Source organism: Pseudomonas sp. HLS-6 TE3448, assembly GCF_053629555.1.
The window spans coordinates 1,706,121-1,723,798 of record NZ_JBRJIO010000001.1; the positions used below are offsets into that span (position 1 = coordinate 1,706,121).

15 protein-coding genes and 1 pseudogene are annotated in these 17,678 nt (G+C 59.1%); 9 read left to right on the forward strand and 7 right to left on the reverse strand.

What is annotated here, in order from left to right; translation table 11 throughout:
* Nucleotides 1-144 precede the first annotated feature (144 nt).
* The 3 genes from AB7M23_RS07930 to secB are packed head-to-tail and all read left to right on the forward strand — an operon-like array spanning nucleotide 145 to nucleotide 1,344.
* Nucleotides 145-558: a rhodanese-like domain-containing protein gene (locus AB7M23_RS07930; RefSeq protein ID WP_065761542.1), complete on the forward strand. Its 414-nt coding sequence runs from the start codon at nucleotides 145-147 to the stop codon at nucleotides 556-558.
* A gap of 3 nt (nucleotides 559-561) precedes the next feature.
* Complete coding sequence (gene grxC, locus AB7M23_RS07935) at nucleotides 562-816, forward strand: glutaredoxin 3 (protein WP_065761543.1); 255 nt, start codon at nucleotides 562-564, stop codon at nucleotides 814-816.
* Nucleotides 817-855: 39 nt separating this feature from the next.
* The gene (secB, locus tag AB7M23_RS07940; protein ID WP_065761544.1) at nucleotides 856-1,344 is read left to right on the forward strand and encodes a protein-export chaperone SecB; all 489 of its coding nucleotides are present in this window, start codon (nucleotides 856-858) and stop codon (nucleotides 1,342-1,344) included.
* Nucleotides 1,345-1,392: 48 nt separating this feature from the next.
* On the opposite strand, the gene trmL is transcribed toward secB, so the two are convergent.
* The gene (gene trmL / locus AB7M23_RS07945; protein ID WP_065761545.1) at nucleotides 1,393-1,848 is read right to left on the reverse strand and encodes a tRNA (uridine(34)/cytosine(34)/5-carboxymethylaminomethyluridine(34)-2'-O)-methyltransferase TrmL; all 456 of its coding nucleotides are present in this window, start codon (nucleotides 1,846-1,848) and stop codon (nucleotides 1,393-1,395) included.
* Between trmL and AB7M23_RS07950 the strand changes: the two genes are divergently transcribed.
* On the forward strand, nucleotides 1,847-2,284 hold the full coding sequence (locus tag AB7M23_RS07950; protein WP_099773351.1) for a hypothetical protein: 438 nt from the start codon (nucleotides 1,847-1,849) through the stop codon (nucleotides 2,282-2,284). The two genes, trmL and AB7M23_RS07950, sit on opposite strands and share 2 nt — an antisense overlap.
* A gap of 307 nt (nucleotides 2,285-2,591) precedes the next feature.
* Here AB7M23_RS07950 and ntrC read toward each other — a convergent pair whose 3' ends face one another.
* From ntrC to glnA, 3 genes are all read right to left on the reverse strand, one after another.
* Nucleotides 2,592-4,028 (reverse strand): nitrogen regulation protein NR(I), encoded by a 1,437-nt coding sequence (gene ntrC, locus AB7M23_RS07955; RefSeq protein ID WP_099773352.1) that lies wholly within the window; start codon nucleotides 4,026-4,028, stop codon nucleotides 2,592-2,594.
* Nucleotides 4,025-5,110 carry a nitrogen regulation protein NR(II) gene (gene glnL / locus AB7M23_RS07960; RefSeq protein WP_065761548.1) on the reverse strand — a complete coding sequence of 362 codons (1,086 nt, stop codon included), beginning with the start codon at nucleotides 5,108-5,110 and terminating at the stop codon, nucleotides 4,025-4,027. The genes ntrC and glnL overlap by 4 nt, the downstream gene beginning before the upstream one ends.
* Nucleotides 5,111-5,624: 514 nt before the next feature.
* Nucleotides 5,625-7,031: a glutamate--ammonia ligase gene (glnA, locus tag AB7M23_RS07965; protein WP_065761549.1), complete on the reverse strand. Its 1,407-nt coding sequence runs from the start codon at nucleotides 7,029-7,031 to the stop codon at nucleotides 5,625-5,627.
* Nucleotides 7,032-7,361: 330 nt separating this feature from the next.
* Here glnA and thiI point away from each other — a divergent pair, with 330 nt between their 5' ends.
* Both thiI and typA read left to right on the forward strand, forming a co-directional pair.
* Nucleotides 7,362-8,816: a tRNA uracil 4-sulfurtransferase ThiI gene (gene thiI / locus AB7M23_RS07970; protein WP_102052678.1), complete on the forward strand. Its 1,455-nt coding sequence runs from the start codon at nucleotides 7,362-7,364 to the stop codon at nucleotides 8,814-8,816.
* 127 nt (nucleotides 8,817-8,943) lie between these two features.
* The gene (gene typA / locus AB7M23_RS07975) at nucleotides 8,944-10,767 is read left to right on the forward strand and encodes a translational GTPase TypA (RefSeq protein WP_099773353.1); all 1,824 of its coding nucleotides are present in this window, start codon (nucleotides 8,944-8,946) and stop codon (nucleotides 10,765-10,767) included.
* A 97-nt stretch (nucleotides 10,768-10,864) separates the two neighbouring features.
* Here typA and AB7M23_RS07980 read toward each other — a convergent pair whose 3' ends face one another.
* A complete protein-coding gene (locus AB7M23_RS07980) occupies nucleotides 10,865-11,269 on the reverse strand; it encodes a YkgJ family cysteine cluster protein (RefSeq protein WP_065760654.1) in 405 nt (134 codons plus the stop codon).
* 196 nt (nucleotides 11,270-11,465) lie between these two features.
* On the opposite strand from AB7M23_RS07980, the gene AB7M23_RS07985 reads away from it, so the two are divergent.
* The 3 genes from AB7M23_RS07985 to AB7M23_RS07995 all read left to right on the forward strand — a co-directional run bounded on the left by AB7M23_RS07985 (nucleotide 11,466) and on the right by AB7M23_RS07995 (nucleotide 15,670).
* Nucleotides 11,466-13,916 (forward strand): glycogen/starch/alpha-glucan phosphorylase, encoded by a 2,451-nt coding sequence (locus tag AB7M23_RS07985; protein ID WP_454240571.1) that lies wholly within the window; start codon nucleotides 11,466-11,468, stop codon nucleotides 13,914-13,916.
* 142 nt (nucleotides 13,917-14,058) lie between these two features.
* Nucleotides 14,059-15,069: a class 1 fructose-bisphosphatase gene (locus AB7M23_RS07990; RefSeq protein WP_065760634.1), complete on the forward strand. Its 1,011-nt coding sequence runs from the start codon at nucleotides 14,059-14,061 to the stop codon at nucleotides 15,067-15,069.
* Between the two features lie 4 nt (nucleotides 15,070-15,073).
* Complete coding sequence (locus AB7M23_RS07995) at nucleotides 15,074-15,670, forward strand: DUF924 family protein (RefSeq protein WP_065760635.1); 597 nt, start codon at nucleotides 15,074-15,076, stop codon at nucleotides 15,668-15,670.
* Nucleotides 15,671-15,706: 36 nt separating this feature from the next.
* On the opposite strand, the gene AB7M23_RS08000 is transcribed toward AB7M23_RS07995, so the two are convergent.
* Complete coding sequence (locus AB7M23_RS08000; protein ID WP_371918252.1) at nucleotides 15,707-16,537, reverse strand: methyl-accepting chemotaxis protein; 831 nt, start codon at nucleotides 16,535-16,537, stop codon at nucleotides 15,707-15,709.
* A gap of 24 nt (nucleotides 16,538-16,561) precedes the next feature.
* Nucleotides 16,562-17,599, reverse strand: a pseudogene (locus tag AB7M23_RS08005) (HAMP domain-containing protein); the annotation flags it as partial.
* Nucleotides 17,600-17,678 lie beyond the last annotated feature (79 nt).

The following is a 17,678-nucleotide window of genomic DNA, read 5'->3' on the forward strand; positions in this document are numbered from 1 at the left end:
TTCCCTTTGTGTGGTTAACGGAATAAGCCGACAAGCTGCAACACATTAAGCGGAATTACTGCAGGCGGGGTCGTCGGGCGGGCTTTGGCCGACCTTGGCGGCTGTGTATACTGGCCAACATTTTTAATGGCCCGGAACCCTCTGATGGTTGCTCACCTGATTGAATTCGCCACTAACCACTATTTGCTCGTCGCACTGTTCGCGGTGCTGCTGGTACTGCTGATTCTCACCGAGGCCCGTCGCGGCGGTCGCAGCCTCAGCAGCGGCGAACTGACCGCTCTGGTCAACAGCGAGAAGGGCCTGGTCATCGACATTCGCACCAGCAAGGACTTCGCTGCCGGCCATATCGTCGGCGCCCTGAACATTCCTCAGGACAAGCTGGCTGCACGCATTGGCGAGCTGGAAAAACACAAGGCCAAGACCTTGATCGTGGTCGACAACATGGGCCAGCATTCCGGTACTACCTGCCGTGAGCTGCTCAAGGCCGGCTTTACCGCTGCCAAGCTGTCTGGCGGTGTGTCCAGCTGGCGCGCCGATAACCTGCCATTGGTGAAGTGATCCATGCCTGATGTCATCGTCTACTCCAGCGATTACTGCCCTTACTGCTCGCGCGCCAAGCACCTGCTCCAGAGCAAAGGTGTAGCCTTCGACGAGATCAAGGTCGATGGCAAGCCGCAGTTGCGCGCTGAAATGAGCCAGAAGGCCGGGCGTACATCGGTGCCGCAAATCTGGATCGGCGCTACCCATGTGGGTGGCTGCGACGACCTGTATGCCCTTGAGCGAGCGGGCAAGCTGGACGCTTTGCTCAAGGCTTGATTCAGAACCCCTACAAGACCCTGGAAAGAAGGATCTGTCATGACTGATCAACAGAACAACGGCGCAGAAGCGCTGGATGAGAACGCACCGCAGTTTTCCATGCAGCGCATCTATGTGCGCGACCTGTCGTTCGAAGCGCCGAAAAGCCCGGCGATCTTCCGTCAGCAGTGGGAGCCGAGCGTCGCACTGGACCTGAACACCAAGCAAAAAGGTCTGGAAGGCGATTTCCACGAGGTCGTGCTGACCCTGTCGGTCACGGTCAAGAACGGTGAAGAAGTAGCGTTCATCGCTGAAGTGCAGCAGGCCGGTATCTTCCTGATCAAGAACCTCGATGCCGCTTCGATGAGCCACACCTTGGGCGCATTCTGCCCGAACATCCTGTTCCCTTATGCGCGTGAAGCGCTGGACAGCCTGGTGACCCGTGGCTCGTTCCCGGCACTGATGCTGTCGCCAGTAAACTTCGATGCCCTGTACGCCCAGGAAATGGCGCGTATGCAGGAGGCCGGTGAGGCGCCGTCGCTGCAATAAGCGACTGCTGTCACCTGAAAGCGCCCCACGGGGCGCTTTTTTCTTGGTTCAGGCAAAGCCTTGCTGGCGCCAGGCCTCGTAGACGGCCACCGCGACGGTATTGGACAGGTTCAGGCTGCGGCAGCCTTCGCGCATCGGCAGGCGCAGGCGTTGCTCGCTGCTCAGCGCGTCGAGCACTTCGGCTGGCAGGCCACGGCTTTCCGGACCGAACAAAAACGCATCGCCGGGCTGGAAGCTGGCATCATGGAAGGGCCGCGAGGCCTTGGTGGTGAACGCGAACAGACGCGGCTGTCCCAGGCTTTCCAGGCAGCTTGGCAGGTCGGCATGACGCTTGAGTGTGGCGTACTCGTGATAGTCGAGGCCCGCTCGGCGCAAGCGCTTGTCGTCCAACTCAAAGCCGATAGGCTCGATCAGGTGCAGGTGGCAGCCGCTGTTGGCGCACAGCCTGATAATGTTGCCGGTATTCGGCGGAATCTCTGGTTGAAAGAGGATGACGTGAAACATGCACGGCTCCGGGCAAAAAGACGAAGGGCATTCTACTCCTGAACCGGACCCACGTTCGCAACTCTGGCCGCGAGTGATGTTTTCGCTGGCAATCTTCGGCATGTTGGTCGGGCTGATGATCGGTCGCTTGACGGCGCCCGAGCCGCGGGAGTTGGAGCAGGTCGAGGTCATCGAAGGAGGGCTGAACCTGTGGTTCAACGAAGAACCCAAGCTGCATGGCGAAGAAGTCGAGGGTGCTGTTGCGCTGCTGTTCGAGGCTGATGGGCGGCCTCAGCGTGGTCAGTTGCAACTTGAGGGCAAGCCCGTGAGCTGGCGGGTACAGAAGACCGATAAGGGCTTGCTGGTGAACCTGGTAGCGGCCCGTCCTCTGCACGGCGATTGGGCCGGTGCAGAGCAGGACGGGCGTTGGCGCTTGCAGGTATTGTTGCGCGAATAAAAGAGGGGATTCCCCGGCCTGCCTGTACCAAGGTCCCCAAAACGGGTGATACCTATGTTATGCACTGTGTGTGCCAGTTTTGTTGCAGGGCTGGAAATGGCTGATTACAGCCGTTTTACCGGAAGAAGAAGGCTCTAGGACGGGGATTTTTGCCTTGTCGCGGTGCATCGCGAGCGGGTTTGGTGCAGGGGGGCGCGTTCAGCAGGAGAGGGCAGCTTCTACATCGGGGGCTGCAGGAGCCGGCGCCGCGTCAGGTGAAACGGGCGCCTTGATCGCCAGCAAGGCATGCTCCTGCAGAAATGGGGCGTCAGGCGTCGTCAGCCTCGTCCTCTTCGCCGCCCGCTACGTTCATTCCCAGCTCCTTGATCTTCCGGGTCAGGGTATTGCGCCCCCAGCCCAGCAGCACGGCGGCATCCCGGCGGCGCCCTGCGGTGTGTTTGAGGGCGGTTTCGATCATGATCCGCTCAAAACTAGGCACGGCACTGTCGAGCAGGTTCGACTGCCCGCGCGCCAGGGCCAGGTCTGCCCATTGCCGCAAGGCCTGCTCCCAGTTGGTGACGGGCGCGGCGTCCTGCGGCAGGTTCAGCAGTTCGGGCGGCAGGTCGCCAATGTGCACTTCCCGGCCTGAAGCCATGACGGTGATCCAGCGGCAGGTGTTCTCCAGCTGGCGAACATTGCCCGGCCATGGCAGGTTGCGAATGAACTCTTCGGTTTCAGGCTTGAGCAGCTTGGGCTCGACGGCCAGTTCCTGCGCGGCACGGCTGAGGAAGTGCCGGGCCAAGGTCGGGATGTCTTCGCGACGATCCGACAAACGTGGGATGTGAATACGGATCACGTTTAGGCGGTGGAACAGGTCTTCCCTGAACTTGCCAGCCTGAACCAGCGTTTCCAGGTTCTGATGGGTCGCAGCAATGATTCGTACATCGACTTTGACCGGTACGTGGCCGCCAACCCGATAAAACTCGCCGTCAGCCAGCACGCGCAGCAGGCGCGTCTGGGTGTCGGCTGGCATGTCGCCAATTTCATCGAGGAACAGGGTGCCGCCGTCCGCCTGCTCAAAGCGCCCCCGCCGCAGGTTGGCCGCGCCGGTAAAGGCGCCTTTTTCGTGGCCGAACAGCTCTGACTCCATCAGGTCCTTGGGGATTGCCGCCATGTTTAATGCAATAAACGGCGATGCCGCCCTTGGGCTGTGGCGGTGAAGGGCGTGGGCGACCAGCTCTTTGCCGGTGCCCGACTCGCCGTTGATCAGCACGGTAATGTTGGAGTGGCTCAGGCGACCAATGGCACGGAACACCTCCTGCATCGCCGGTGCTTCGCCGATGATTTCCGGGGTGCGGGTCAGGCTGGGTGCCACATCCATGCCCTGTTGCTCCTGGGCATGCTGGTTGGCACGTTTGACCAGTGATACGGCTTCGTCAACGTCGAAAGGCTTAGGCAAGTACTCGAAGGCCCCGCCCTGATAAGACGCAACGGCGCTGTCGAGGTCCGAGTGGGCGGTCATGATGATGACCGGCAGGCGAGGGTACTGCTCGCGAATCTGCGCGAGCAGGTCCAGGCCGCTGGCCCCAGGCATGCGGATATCAGAGATGATTACATCCGGCTGCTGCCGGGACAAACGACCCATGACGCCATCAGCGCTGTCGAAGCTCTGGGTGGTCATGCCTTCCTGCTGCAAGGCTTTCTCCAGAACCCAGCGGATGGAGCGATCGTCATCGACGATCCAGACAGTTTCACTACGGCTCATGAGGACATGGCTCCTTGTTCCAGCGGCAGGAAGATCGAAAAGTTGGTGTGACCAGGGTGGCTGTCACACTCGATCAGCCCTTGGTGCTGGCTGATGATGTTCTGGGTAATGGCCAGGCCCAGCCCGGTTCCGTCGGGACGGCCGCTGACCATTGGATAAAAGATGGTTTCCTGCAGTTCGGCGGGAATGCCAGGGCCGTTGTCGATGATTTCGACCTTGGCCACCAGGCGATGGCGTGTATGGCCAATGGTGAACTGGCGCATGGCCCGGGTACGCAGGCTGATACGGCCCAGGCGCAGTTCGTTCTGGGCGCTGATGGCCTGCATGGCGTTGCGAACGATGTTGAGCACGGCCTGGATCATCTGCTCGCGATCGATCAGGACGTCCGGCAGGCTTGGGTCATAGTCCCGCACCAAGGTGATGCAGCCTTGGCTTTCTGCTTCGACCAGGCTACAGACCCGTTCCAGTACTTCATGGATGTTGGTCATGGCCAGTGACGGCAGCTTGTTCGAGCCCAGCATGCGATCAACCAGGTTGCGCAGGCGATCCGCCTCTTCAATGATGACGTTGGTGTAGTCCTTCAGGCTTTCTTCGGGTAGCTCGCGAGCCAACAACTGTGCCGCGCCGCGAATACCGCCAAGCGGGTTCTTGATCTCGTGGGCCAGGCCACGGACCAGCATCTTGGTGGTCTCTTGTTTGGACAGCTGAGCCTCTTCCTTGGTGATCCGCAGCAAGCGGTCCCGCGGATGGACTTCAAGCAACAGCAGGGTCTTTCCGTTGCTCAGGATGGGCGTTACTGCGTAGTCGACGGTCAGGGTCTGGCCGGCCAAGGAGGTGAGCAGGGCTTCGCGTTTAGTGAACGGGTGAGCGTGTTCCACGGCCTGGCGCAAGGAGTTCAGCGCTTCGGTCGATTCCGTGAACAGCTCGCTGATGAACTGGCCATGGCTGCGCTGACCACTGATGGCGAGCAGCATCTCCGCCGCCGGATTCATGTACTCAAGACGCAGTTCGGCATTGAGCAGAATGGTGGCAGTGGTCAGGTTGTCCAGTAGCAGTCGGTGCAGAGCATCGCTGATGGTCATGGGGCGTCGTTGACCTCTTTTGGTACATGACAACCGTGGCTGAAGCCAGGGTCGCGCGCACTGGTAATCCGCTGATACGAAGAAAATGCAAAAAACAAACCAAGGCTCCGAAAAGAAGCGGATTCGCCTGAAAAAGACCTGTATATGCCCAAAAAAGGACTACAAAGCCCTAGGCTTGCGATTTTCTTGAACCAAAATGGGCTGTGAACAGCGGATGCAGGTGGCCCATCGCACCAATATAGAGCATTGAGCCAGGATCGGTTCTGCATTAAAGGCGTTGCCCGGAAAGATGCTTCCGAGGGCGCTTCAGGCTGCGTTTTCTGTGGGATGCAGGCTTGCCTGCGTTGGCGTCGACGGGTGTGCCAGCGAGTGCGTGGTGCCTGCATCGTTGGCAAGCCAACTTCCCGCAGGGCTCAGTGCCAGGCGTCTGGGCTTTGCGTAGGTGACACGTCAGAAACAAGAAAGGCCTCCCGAGGGAGGCCTTTCTTACGCCGCTTGCGCGAGCGTCACGGGATTAGCAGCTGTAGTACAGCTCGTATTCCAGTGGGTGTACGAAGGTGCGAACCTTGATTTCTTCTTCGCTTTTCAGGGCGATGTAGGCGTCGATGAAGTCGTCGCTGAAAACGCCGCCTTTGGTCAGGAACGCACGGCCCTTGTCCAGCTCTTCCAGGGCTTCTTTCAGGCTGCCACAAACCTGTGGGATTTCCTTGGCCTCTTCAGGCGGCAGGTCGTACAGGTTCTTGTCGGCGGCATCGCCTGGGTGGATCTTGTTCTGGATACCGTCCAGACCTGCCATCAGCAGCGCTGCGAAGCACAGGTATGGGTTGGCAGCCGGGTCCGGGAAGCGCGCTTCGATACGACGGGCTTTCGGGCTGGAAACGTATGGAATACGGATCGAGGCAGAGCGGTTGCGCGCCGAGTAGGCCAGCATTACTGGGGCTTCGAAGCCTGGGACCAGACGCTTGTAGGAGTTGGTCGAAGGGTTGGTGAAGCCGTTCAGTGCCTTGCCGTGCTTGATGATACCGCCGATGAAGTACAGGGCGGTGTCGGACAGGCCGGCATAGCCTTCGCCGGAGAAGGTGTTCTTGCCTTCTTTGGAGATGGACATGTGAACGTGCATGCCCGAACCGTTGTCACCGTACAGTGGCTTCGGCATGAAGGTAGCGGTACGGCCGTAAGCGTCGGCAACGTTGTGTACGCAGTACTTCAGGGTCTGAACTTCGTCGGCTTTCTTCACCAGGGTGTTGAAACGCACGCCGATTTCGTTCTGGCCGGCAGTTGCCACTTCGTGGTGGTGAACTTCGATGACCAGGCCCATTTCTTCCATGGCATTACACATGGCAGTACGGATTTCGTGGTCATGGTCGAACGGAGGAACTGGGAAGTAACCGCCTTTGACGCCTGGGCGGTGACCTTTGTTGCCGCCTTCGACGTCCTGGTCGGACATCCACGAACCTTGTTCGGAGAAGATCTTGAACATCGAGCCCGAGATGTCGGACTTGAATTTCACTTCGTCGAAGATGAAGAACTCTGGCTCCGGGCCGACCAGTACGGTGTCACCGATAGCGGTGGACTTCAGGTACTCCTCGGCACGCTTGGCGATGGCGCGTGGGTCGCGGTCGTAGCCTTGCATGGTCGAAGGTTCGATGATGTCGCAAACGATGATCAGCGTTGGCTCTTCGGTGAACGGATCGAGCACGGCAGTATCGTCGACCGGCATCAGGATCATGTCGGACGCTTCGATGCCTTTCCATCCAGCGATGGAGGAGCCGTCGAACATCTTGCCGGCTTCAAAGAAGTCTTCATCCAGCGCATCACGGGCTGGCATGGTCACGTGGTGCTGAGTGCCTTTGGTGTCAGTGAAGCGCAGATCAATCCATTTAACGTCATGATCTTTGATGAGTTGAACCGACTTCGACATAGTGTCCTCCGGGTGGGGTAGAGCTTGCCTGTGCAGCCCTTGAATTTGGGTGATGCCGGGCGCGAATAGTCCGCCAAGGCAACCTGCCTCACAAGGGAGCAAATTGCATGCCAGTGCCCCGACTTGGGTTTTTTGCCCCAAACATAGGCGTTTGCGCCGTAAATACTGAAAAAGCGGATTTTTTTCGCACTCTTATGATGCGATTTTTAATCAAGATGACCTGTTTTGGTGCGTTAGATGCCGTCCGTACAATAGTTGGTCAAACCTTGAGCAATTTCCGCTATAATCCGCGCCCCCCTTTTTCGCTTGGCACATTGCACGCAGTTTTTCATGAAACTAATCGTCAAGATTTTCCCAGAGATCACCATCAAGAGCGGCCCGGTGCGCAAGCGCTTCATTCGCCAGCTCTGCCGCAACATTCGTGTCGTGCTCAAGGACCTCGATCCAGAGCTCGTGGTCAAGGGTGTCTGGGATAATCTCGAGATCATCACTCGCCTGGACGATGAAAAAGTGCAGCGCGAGATGATCGAGCGTCTGTCCTGCACGCCGGGCATTGCGCATTTCCTTCAGGTCGACGAATACCCGCTGGTCGATTTCGACGATATCGTCGCCAAGTGCAAGCTTCATTATGGTGCGCAGCTGGCCGGCAAGCATTTTTCGGTTCGCTGCAAGCGTGCCGGCAAGCACAGCTTCACCTCCATGGATGTCGATCGTTATGTTGGCAGCCAACTGCGCCAGCAGTGCGGCGCCGCCGGGATCGATCTGCGCAACCCTGAAGTCGTGGTGCGTCTTGAACTGCGTGATGAGCGCCTGTTCGTGGTGCACAGCCAGCACCCGGGCATCGGCGGCTACCCGCTGGGCGCGCTGGAACAGACCCTGGTGCTGATGTCGGGTGGTTTCGACTCTACCGTGGCGGCCTATCAGATGATGCGTCGCGGCCTGATGACCCATTTCTGTTTCTTCAACCTCGGTGGCCGTGCTCACGAGCTTGGCGTAATGGAAGTCGCGCACTTTCTCTGGAAAAAGTACGGCAGCAGCCAGCGTGTGCTGTTTGTCAGCGTGCCGTTCGAAGAAGTGGTCGGCGAAATTCTCGGCAAGGTCGGTAACAGCTATATGGGCGTTACCCTCAAGCGTATGATGTTGCGTGCTGCAACCCGCATTGCCGATCGCCTGGAAATCGACGCACTGGTGACCGGTGAGGCGATTTCCCAGGTCTCCAGCCAGACCCTGCCGAACCTGGCAGTGATCGATTCGGCGACCGAGAAACTGGTGTTGCGCCCGCTGTTGGCCAGCCACAAGCAGGACATCATCGATCAGGCCTACCAGATCGGGACCGCCGAGTTCGCCAAGCACATGCCAGAATACTGCGGCGTGATTTCGGTGAACCCGACTACCTGTGCCAAGCGTCACCGCGTCGAAAGCGAAGAGCGCAGTTTCGACATGGCGGTGCTGGAGCGTGCGCTGGAGCGTGCCCGCCTGATCTCGATCGACAATGTCATCGATGAGCTGGGCCAGGATATTCAGATTGAAGAAGTCAGCCAGGCGTTGGCCGGGCAGGTGGTGATCGACATCCGTCACCCCGACGCCCAGGAAGACCAGCCACTGGTACTCGACGGTATCGAAGTTCAGGTGCTGCCGTTCTATGCCCTGAACAGCCGTTTCAAGGAACTGGATGCTACCCGCCAGTACCTGCTGTATTGCGACAAGGGCGTAATGAGCCGCCTGCATGCCCACCACTTATTGAGCGAGGGACATGCCAATGTGCGTGTTTATCGCCCGGCATAAGACGCCAGGGCTGTATGGCGGCAGCATCCGCCACCGCCCTCCCGACCGGCGGGCCCGTTGAGCGTTTTTCATTCATATTCGCCGCCTAAACTGGCGGCAACCCGAATCCTCTGCTCGAGATACACAAGTGATCGAAAATCTCCGTAACATCGCCATCATCGCCCACGTTGACCATGGTAAAACCACCCTGGTAGACAAACTCCTGCGTCAGTCCGGCACTCTGGAGCGCAACGAGCTCAACGACGAGCGCGTGATGGACTCCAACGACCAGGAAAAAGAGCGCGGCATTACCATTCTGGCGAAGAACACCGCCATCAACTGGAACGGCTACCACATCAACATCGTGGATACCCCCGGCCACGCCGACTTCGGTGGCGAAGTTGAGCGCGTAATGTCGATGGTCGACTCCGTGCTGCTGCTGGTTGACGCTCAAGACGGCCCTATGCCGCAAACCCGTTTCGTGACCAAGAAGGCTTTCGAAGCCGGCCTGCGTCCAATCGTGGTCATCAACAAGGTTGACCGTCCAGGCGCGCGTCCTGATTGGGTTCTGGACCAGATCTTCGACCTGTTCGACAACCTCGGTGCTACCGATGAACAGCTGGACTTCAAAGTCGTCTACGCCTCGGCCCTGAACGGCATTGCCGGTCTGGACCACACCGACATGGCGGAAGACATGACCCCGCTGTACCAGTCGATCGTCGACAACGTACCAGCGCCTTCCGTTGACCGTGACGGCCCGTTCCAGATGCAGATCTCTGCCCTGGACTACAACAGCTTCCTCGGTGTTATCGGCGTTGGCCGTATCGCCCGTGGTCGCGTCAAGCCGAACACCCCGGTTGTAGCCATCGACGTTGACGGCAAGAAGCGCAACGGCCGTATCCTGAAGCTGATGGGTCACCACGGTCTGCACCGCGTTGACGTTGAAGAAGCACTGGCGGGCGACATCGTTTGCGTCAGCGGTTTCGACGAGCTGTTCATCTCCGACACCCTGTGCGACCCACTGAACGTCGAAGCGATGAAGCCACTGACCGTTGATGAGCCAACCGTTTCGATGACCTTCCAGGTCAACGACTCGCCGTTCTGCGGTAAGGAAGGCAAGTTCGTCACCAGCCGTAACATCAAGGAACGTCTGGACAAAGAGCTGCTTTACAACGTTGCACTGCGCGTTGAAGAAGGCGACTCGGCTGACAAGTTCAAGGTTTCCGGCCGCGGTGAGCTGCACCTGTCGGTTCTGATCGAAACCATGCGTCGTGAAGGCTTCGAGATGGCTGTAGGCCGTCCTGAAGTAATCATCCGTGAAGTCAACGGCGTCAAGCAGGAGCCGTTCGAGAACGTAACCATCGACATCCCTGAAGAAGCTCAGGGCAAGGTCATGGAAGAGATGGGTCTGCGTAAAGGCGACCTGACCAACATGTCGCCGGATGGTAAAGGTCGTGTGCGTCTGGAGTACAACATTCCAGCCCGTGGTCTGATTGGTTTCCGTAACCAGTTCCTGACCCTGACCAACGGTGCAGGCATCCTGACCTCGATCTTCGATCGCTACGACACCATGAAGTCCGGCCATATGTCCGGCCGTCAGAACGGTGTACTGGTATCGGTTGAGACCGGCAAGGCACTGACCTACTCCCTGGAAACCCTGCAGGCTCGTGGCAAGCTGTTCATCGAGCACGGTCAGGACATCTACAACGGTCAGATCGTTGGTCTGAACAGCCGTGACAACGACCTGGGCGTCAACCCTACCAAGGGCAAGAAGCTCGACAACATGCGTGCTTCGGGTAAAGACGAAACCATCGCTCTGGTTCCACCGGTTCGTTTCACCCTGGAACAGGCTCTGGAGTTCATCCAGGACGACGAGCTGTGTGAAGTTACGCCGAAGTCGATCCGTCTGCGCAAGAAGATCCTCGACGAAGGCGAGCGTACCCGCGCTGCCAAGAAAGCCAAGGCTAACTAAGCTCGGCTAAATGAAAACGCCCCCGGTCGAAAGGCCGGGGGCGTTTTTTTATGTGCGTTTGTCGCCAGCCAGGCCGACGACTACCCGTTGGTAGCGCTTAGCGCGCTGGAGGCTTTGGCTTGTAGGCGCAATAGCCCGGCCGAGGGCCGATTTTCGGGTGGTTGCGGCAGGTGTCCGGGCGCTTGTCGTAGATGGTGCAGAGGCGGCTCTTGCGGTCCAGGTACAGGCAATCGTCGTTGCTCATCCGCGCCAGGGTGAAGATGCCCGACTTCTGATTGAAGCGCTCGACAATCCCTTCCTTTTGCAGCCGCTTGGCAACGTTCTTCGGCGGTTCGTCCTTTTCAAATTCGTCGACCACCCCGATACGGATCAAGTCCTTGATGCGCACTTCCACTGGCAGGGTGCAGCAACTGGACATGCAGCCTCCACACATGTGGCTGGCATATTTCTGCCAGGTATCCAGGCGGTCTAGTTCAGCTGCAGCGATCAGGGTCGGTTTCATCGGGTTCGACTTTCGGCGGTCATACGGGCGCGCGATGATACCGGGGTTGGTGAAAGAATGAACAACCATTTGCCGGTTTTTCTCGATGAAAGTTTCAGGCGTCACGCATAAAACCGCGAACCAGGGCTGTCGGTCTGTGCTGGAGCGTCTAGGCTGATAGATCGCACCCGAACGTCAACCTGCTTGAGGACGACGAATGTCTCAGGAAACGCTTGCTCGTGACGAAGAGGTGGCGGCCTTCCGCGCCGCTGTATTGGCCAAGCTGACGTATGCGGTTGGCAAGGACCCGGAGCACGCTTTCGACCATGACTGGTTTGAAGCCATTGCCCTGGCGGCCCGTGATCATATGGTCAACCACTGGATGGACCATACGCGGCAGATCTACCGAAGTAACCAGAAACGGGTCTATTACCTGTCACTGGAGTTCCTGATCGGTCGCCTGCTGTATGACAGCCTGAGCAACCTGGGCTTGCTGGACGTTGCACGCGAAGCCTTGACCGGGTTGAACGTTGACCTGGATCGTATTCGCCTGCTCGAACCGGATGCTGCTCTTGGCAATGGTGGCCTGGGGCGCTTGGCGGCCTGTTTCATGGAAAGCATGTCAACGCTCGGCATTGCGGCGCACGGCTACGGCATCCGTTATGAGCACGGTCTGTTCCGTCAGGCGGTCGTCGATGGCTGGCAACAGGAGCAGACGGAAAACTGGCTGGACTTCGGTAACCCCTGGGAATTTGAACGGGCCGAAGTCATTTACCCCATCAGTTTTGGTGGCAGCGTGGAGACCGTCAAGCAGGCTGACGGATCTTTCCGGCAAATATGGTGGCCGGCGGAGACGGTGCGCGCGGTGGCGTACGACACGCCGGTCGTCGGGTGGCGTGGCGCCAGTGTGAACACGTTACGCCTCTGGCGGGCACGGGCGCTGGAAGAACTGCACCTGGAGCGCTTCAATGCCGGTGACCACTTGGGTGCCGTGGCTGAGGTGGCGCGCGCCGAGAGCATTTCGCGGGTGTTGTACCCTGCCGACAGCACCGAAGCCGGTCAGGAGTTGCGGTTGCGCCAGGAGTACTTCTTCGTTTCGGCCTCGCTGCAGGACCTGCTGCGCCGCCACCTGAACATGCATGATGACTTCCTTAACCTGCCCAAGCAGGTGGCGATCCAGCTCAACGATACCCACCCCTCGATTGCCGTGGCTGAGTTGATGCGGCTGTTGGTCGATCAACACGAAGTGCCCTGGGATACCGCCTGGCAGTTGACCGTCGATACCCTGGCCTATACCAATCACACGCTATTGCCCGAAGCGCTGGAAACCTGGCCGGTGGGCCTGATGGAACGGATGCTGCCACGGCACATGCAGATCATTTACCTGATCAATGCCTTCCATATCGACGCCCTGCGGGCCAATGGCATTCATGATTTCGATGTGCTGCGGGCGGTCTCGCTGATTGAAGAGGACAACGGGCGCCGTGTGCGCATGGGTAATCTGGCGTTTCTAGGGTCACACAGCGTCAACGGTGTTTCGGCGCTGCATTCCAAGCTGATGCGCAGCACGGTGTTTGCCGAACTGCACAAGTTGTACCCCGACCGAATCAACAACAAGACCAACGGCATCACCTTTCGCCGCTGGCTCTACCAGGCCAATCCACGCTTGACCGGCATGATGGTGGAGGCACTCGGTGCCGACTTGCTCGACAATCCGGAGACACGTTTGAGGGGGCTTGAGCCTTTCGCTGAACAGGCCGGCTTCCGCAAGCGTTTCGCCGAGCAGCGCCTGCACAGCAAGCGGGTACTGGCGCAAATGATTCAGGACCGCTTGGGTATCACCATCAGCCCTGAGGCGATGTTCGATGTGCAGGTCAAGCGCATCCACGAGTACAAGCGCCAACTGCTCAACCTGTTGCATACCGTGGCGCTGTATCAGGCGATCCGTGCCGAGCCCGAGACCAACTGGGTGCCAAGGGTGAAACTGTTCGCGGGCAAGGCGGCAGCCAGCTACCACCAGGCCAAGCTGATCATCAAGCTGGCCAACGACATTGCCAAGGTGGTCAATAACGATCCGACGGTGCGGGGCCAGCTCAAGGTGGTATTCCTGCCCAACTACAACGTCAGCCTGGCGGAGAGCATCATTCCGGCAGCAGACTTGTCCGAGCAGATCTCCACTGCCGGTTATGAGGCGTCTGGCACCAGCAATATGAAGTTCGGCCTCAATGGCGCCTTGACCATCGGCACGCTGGATGGCGCCAACGTCGAGATGTCCGAGCAGGTCGGTGCCGAGCACATGTTTATCTTTGGCCTCACCGCCCAGCAGGTCGAAGCACGCAAGCGCAGTGGCGATTTCAGCGCCCATGCCACTGCAGCCGCCTCACACCGCCTCAATGATGTGCTTCATGCCATTCGTGGCGGAGTGTTTTCGCCGGATGATCCATCGCGGTACGTCGGGTTGATCGACTCGCTGCTGGCCTATGACCGCTTCCTGGTGTGCGCTGATTTTGACGCCTACTGGGAGGCGCAGCGGCGCGTAGAGGCGTTGTGGCGCGAACCTGAGCTGTGGTGGCGTTCGGCGGTACTCAACAGTGCGCGCATGGGCTGGTTCTCTTCGGATCGGACCATTCGCGAGTACGCCACCGAGATCTGGCATGCGCTGGAGTGAGTGGCTGCATGTGGCCCGAGGGGATGAACTCTCGGGCCAATGTGCCGTCTGATCAGTCGAGCCCGTCCTATTGCTCGCTAGCGCTTCACTCTCCCTGTAAACTGCGTGGGTTTTTTACTACCCCCTTCCTTCGGAGCCTTACATGTCCCGCGTTACCCTGAGTCGCTATTTGATTGAGCAGACCCGCAGCAACAGTACCCCTGCCGATCTGCGCTTCCTGATCGAAGTGGTGGCGCGTGCGTGCAAGGAGATCAGCCACCACGTCTCCAAAGGCGCCCTGGGCGGCGTCCTCGGCAGCATGGGCACTGAAAACGTGCAAGGCGAAGTCCAGAAGAAACTGGACGTGATTTCCAACGATATCCTGCTTGAGGCCAACGAGTGGGGCGGCCACCTGGCCGGCATGGCGTCCGAGGAAATGGACAACGCCTACCAGATCCCGGGCAAATACCCGAAGGGTGCCTACCTGCTGGTGTTCGACCCGTTGGACGGATCTTCGAACATTGACGTCAACGTGTCGGTCGGCACCATCTTTTCGGTACTGCGTTGCCCGAATGAGTACCTGAGCCAGAACGAAAGCCTGAACGAGAAAGCCTTCCTTCAGCCAGGCACCAAGCAGGTTGCTGCCGGTTACGCGATCTATGGCCCGCAGACCATGCTGATCCTGACCCTGGGCGATGGCGTCAAAGGTTTCACCCTGGATCGCGAGCTGGGCAGCTTCGTCCTGACTAACGAGAACATCAGCGTGCCGGAAAGCACCGCCGAGTTCGCCATCAACATGTCCAACCAGCGTCACTGGGAAGCCCCGGTACAACGCTATGTCGGCGAGTTGCTGGAAGGCGAAACCGGCCCGCTGAAAAAGAACTACAACATGCGCTGGATCGCGTCGATGGTTGCCGATGTGCACCGCATCCTGACCCGTGGCGGCCTGTTCATGTACCCACGTGACTCCCGCGAGCCTTCCAAGCCGGGCAAGCTGCGCCTGATGTACGAAGCCAACCCGATGTCGTTCATCATCGAGCAGGCCGGTGGCGCCGCCACTGACGGTCATCAGCGTATCCTCGACATTCAGCCAGACAGCCTGCACCAGCGCGTTGCAGTGTTCCTCGGCTCCAAGCAGGAAGTCGAGCGCGTGACCGGCTACCACAAGGAGTAATTCCATGCTCGCACCTTGGCAGCCGTTACTGGAGTGGTGGTTCGGTTGGGGCACCAGCCCTCAAGACGTGGCTGACGAGAAGAGCACCTTGTGGTTCGGCAAGCACCACGATGCCGAGGCGCATGAGCGCTTCGGTGATCTGGTCGAGCAGGCACTGGCTGGCGGCCTGGATGAGTGGTTGCAAAGCCCTCAGGGGTGGTTGGGCCTTGTGTTGTTGCTGGATCAACTGCCGCGGATGATCTATCGCGATACGCCGCGAGCTTTCGACGGCGACCGGCGCGCACAGGTGCTGGTGATGCAGGGCCTGGACAAGGCCTGGGATTATCAGCTGTTGCCGATCCAGCGGGTGTTCATCCTACTGGTGCTGGAACATGCCGAAGTGCTGGACTGGCAGAATATCTGCGTCGAGCGTTACCGGCTGTTGCTGGCGGCCCAGCCTGAGTCTGATCGTCGCCTGTTCGAGGGTTTTCTCGATTATGCCGAGCAGCATCAGCGCGTCATAACCCGTTTCGGGCGCTTCCCGCACCGCAACCTGGTACTCGGTCGGCCCAGCACCGACGAGGAAATGGACTTCCTGCTGGAGCCGGGCTCTCGGTTCTAAGGCACATCGCCGGCCTGGCCGGCGATGCAGCGCTGTTTAGATCCTGAAACTGCCGACCAGATGCTTCAAGCGCGTGGCCTGGTGTTCCAGGTCATTGCACGCCTGCAGAGTGGTTTGCAGGTTTTGCACCCCTTCCTGATTCAGCGTGTTGATCTCGGTGATGTCGACGTTGATCGATTCCACCACGGCGGTCTGCTCCTCGGTGGCCGTAGCGACCGATTGATTCATGCCATCGATCTCGCTGATCCGCTGGGTCACGCTGCCCAGGCGCTCACCGGCCTGGTTGGCGATACCGACACTGCGTTCACTCTGGCTCTGGCTTTCGGTCATGGTGTTGACCGCATCCCGCGCCCCGCTCTGCAGTTCTTCGATGATGCGTTGTACCTGCTGTGCTGAGTCCTGGGTACGGTGGGCAAGGTTACGCACTTCATCGGCCACCACCGCGAAACCACGCCCGGCTTCACCGGCACGCGCTGCTTCGATGGCAGCGTTAAGCGCCAGCAGGTTGGTCTGTTGGGAAATGCCACTGATGACGTCGAGGATTTGCCCGATGTTCACCGTGTTGGCGTTCAGGGTTTCGATATTGCCGCAGGAGTCGCTGATCTTCGTCGACAGCTGATTCATCACCGAAATGGTTTGATCAACCACCTGCTGACCGTCTTCGGCCAGGTTGCGCGCTTCACTGGAGTGTTGCGACGCTAGCGCGGCGTTTTGCGCGATCTCCTGTGCGGCGGCGCCGAGCTGGTTGATGGCCGCAGCAACACTGTTGGTCCGGCTGGCCTGCTGGTCGGCATTCTGAATCGAGGCGTTCGAGGCGCTGACCACGCGGGTGGCTACTTCATTGACCTGACCGGTAGCCGAGGACACTTCGCGGATCGACTCGTGGATACGTTCGACAAAGCGATTGAACGACTGCCCCAATGCACCGAATTCGTCCTGAGCATGGATGCGCAGCCGCTTGGTCAGGTCGCCTTCACCTTCGGCAATGTCGTGCATCGCACGGCCCATCACATGCAACGGCTCCATCAGCACGCGAATCAGCATGCCGAGCAGGCCGATGATGATCAGCACGGCAATCGCCATGGCAATCATCGCCGAGGTGCGGAACTCGCCGAGCATGGCAAAGGCCGCCTCTTGGTCCAGTTCCAGTGCGACGTACCAGTTGACCGACGGAATGCCGCTGACCTGTGTGAAACTGATGAACTTCTTGTGCCCATTGACTTCAACCTCCTTGAGCCCGCTGCCAATAGTCGGTGCACCTTGTGGGTACACATCGGCCAGTGTCTTCAGGTTCAACGAGCTGTCCGGGTGGATCAGGATCTTGCCGTCGCTGCCGACGATGAACGCGCGGCCATGCCCATCGAAGTTCAAGGCGTTGATGATCGAGCTGATGGTGTCCAGGCCTGTATCGGCACCCGTCACCCCAACCCGCCGGCCATCATGCTGCACCGGGGTCGCAATGGTAATGACCAGCTTGCCCATGGAGGCCGATACATAGGGCTCGGTGATAATGGTGCTGTTGGCGTTGCTGGCAGCCTTGTACCAGCCACGGGCGCGTGGGTCATAGTCGGCAGCACGGTTTCCGGCAGGCACTGACAACATGCTGCCATTCTCGCCACCGAAGTAGGTCATCAAGAAGTTATCGCCATAGACCGGCAGCTCAATGCTGCGCGTCAGGCTGTCTTTTTGGGTGCCGTCCACGGCAATTTGCTGAGCCAGAGAATTCAGGATCTGAATACGGCTGCCTAGCCAGTTCTGGATGTTGCTGGTGGTCAGGCTGCCCAGTTCCTGCATCGATGCTTCGGTGCTGTCGCGCAGGGCCTCGCGTTGCCGGTAATCGTTGAACAGGATGAAGCCGGAGAAGGCGACGACGACCACAAGGGCGGCAGCGAGAAGGATCTTGTGGCTGAACTTCAGGTTTTTGGTCATTACGAGGTCTTTTTACGCAAGGCGAATCAATGGTGAGGGCGCGGCAAAAGGTCGCAGCGCACTCTAGGTGTCGTCCAAG

Bases quoted from the DNA above. Each gene is read 5' to 3' on its own strand.
- AB7M23_RS07930 (WP_065761542.1), top strand. From the start codon at position 145: ATGGTTGCTCACCTGATTGAATTCGCCACTAACCACTATTTGCTCGTC.
- grxC (WP_065761543.1), top strand. From the start codon at position 562: ATGCCTGATGTCATCGTCTACTCCAGCGATTACTGCCCTTACTGCTCG.
- secB (WP_065761544.1), top strand. From the start codon at position 856: ATGACTGATCAACAGAACAACGGCGCAGAAGCGCTGGATGAGAACGCA.
- AB7M23_RS07950 (WP_099773351.1), top strand. From the start codon at position 1,847: ATGCACGGCTCCGGGCAAAAAGACGAAGGGCATTCTACTCCTGAACCG.
- trmL (WP_065761545.1), bottom strand. From the start codon at position 1,848: ATGTTTCACGTCATCCTCTTTCAACCAGAGATTCCGCCGAATACCGGC.
- ntrC (WP_099773352.1), bottom strand. From the start codon at position 4,028: ATGAGCCGTAGTGAAACTGTCTGGATCGTCGATGACGATCGCTCCATC.
- glnL (WP_065761548.1), bottom strand. From the start codon at position 5,110: ATGACCATCAGCGATGCTCTGCACCGACTGCTACTGGACAACCTGACC.
- glnA (WP_065761549.1), bottom strand. From the start codon at position 7,031: ATGTCGAAGTCGGTTCAACTCATCAAAGATCATGACGTTAAATGGATT.
- thiI (WP_102052678.1), top strand. From the start codon at position 7,362: ATGAAACTAATCGTCAAGATTTTCCCAGAGATCACCATCAAGAGCGGC.
- AB7M23_RS07980 (WP_065760654.1), bottom strand. From the start codon at position 11,269: ATGAAACCGACCCTGATCGCTGCAGCTGAACTAGACCGCCTGGATACC.
- AB7M23_RS07985 (WP_454240571.1), top strand. From the start codon at position 11,466: ATGTCTCAGGAAACGCTTGCTCGTGACGAAGAGGTGGCGGCCTTCCGC.
- AB7M23_RS07990 (WP_065760634.1), top strand. From the start codon at position 14,059: ATGTCCCGCGTTACCCTGAGTCGCTATTTGATTGAGCAGACCCGCAGC.
- AB7M23_RS07995 (WP_065760635.1), top strand. From the start codon at position 15,074: ATGCTCGCACCTTGGCAGCCGTTACTGGAGTGGTGGTTCGGTTGGGGC.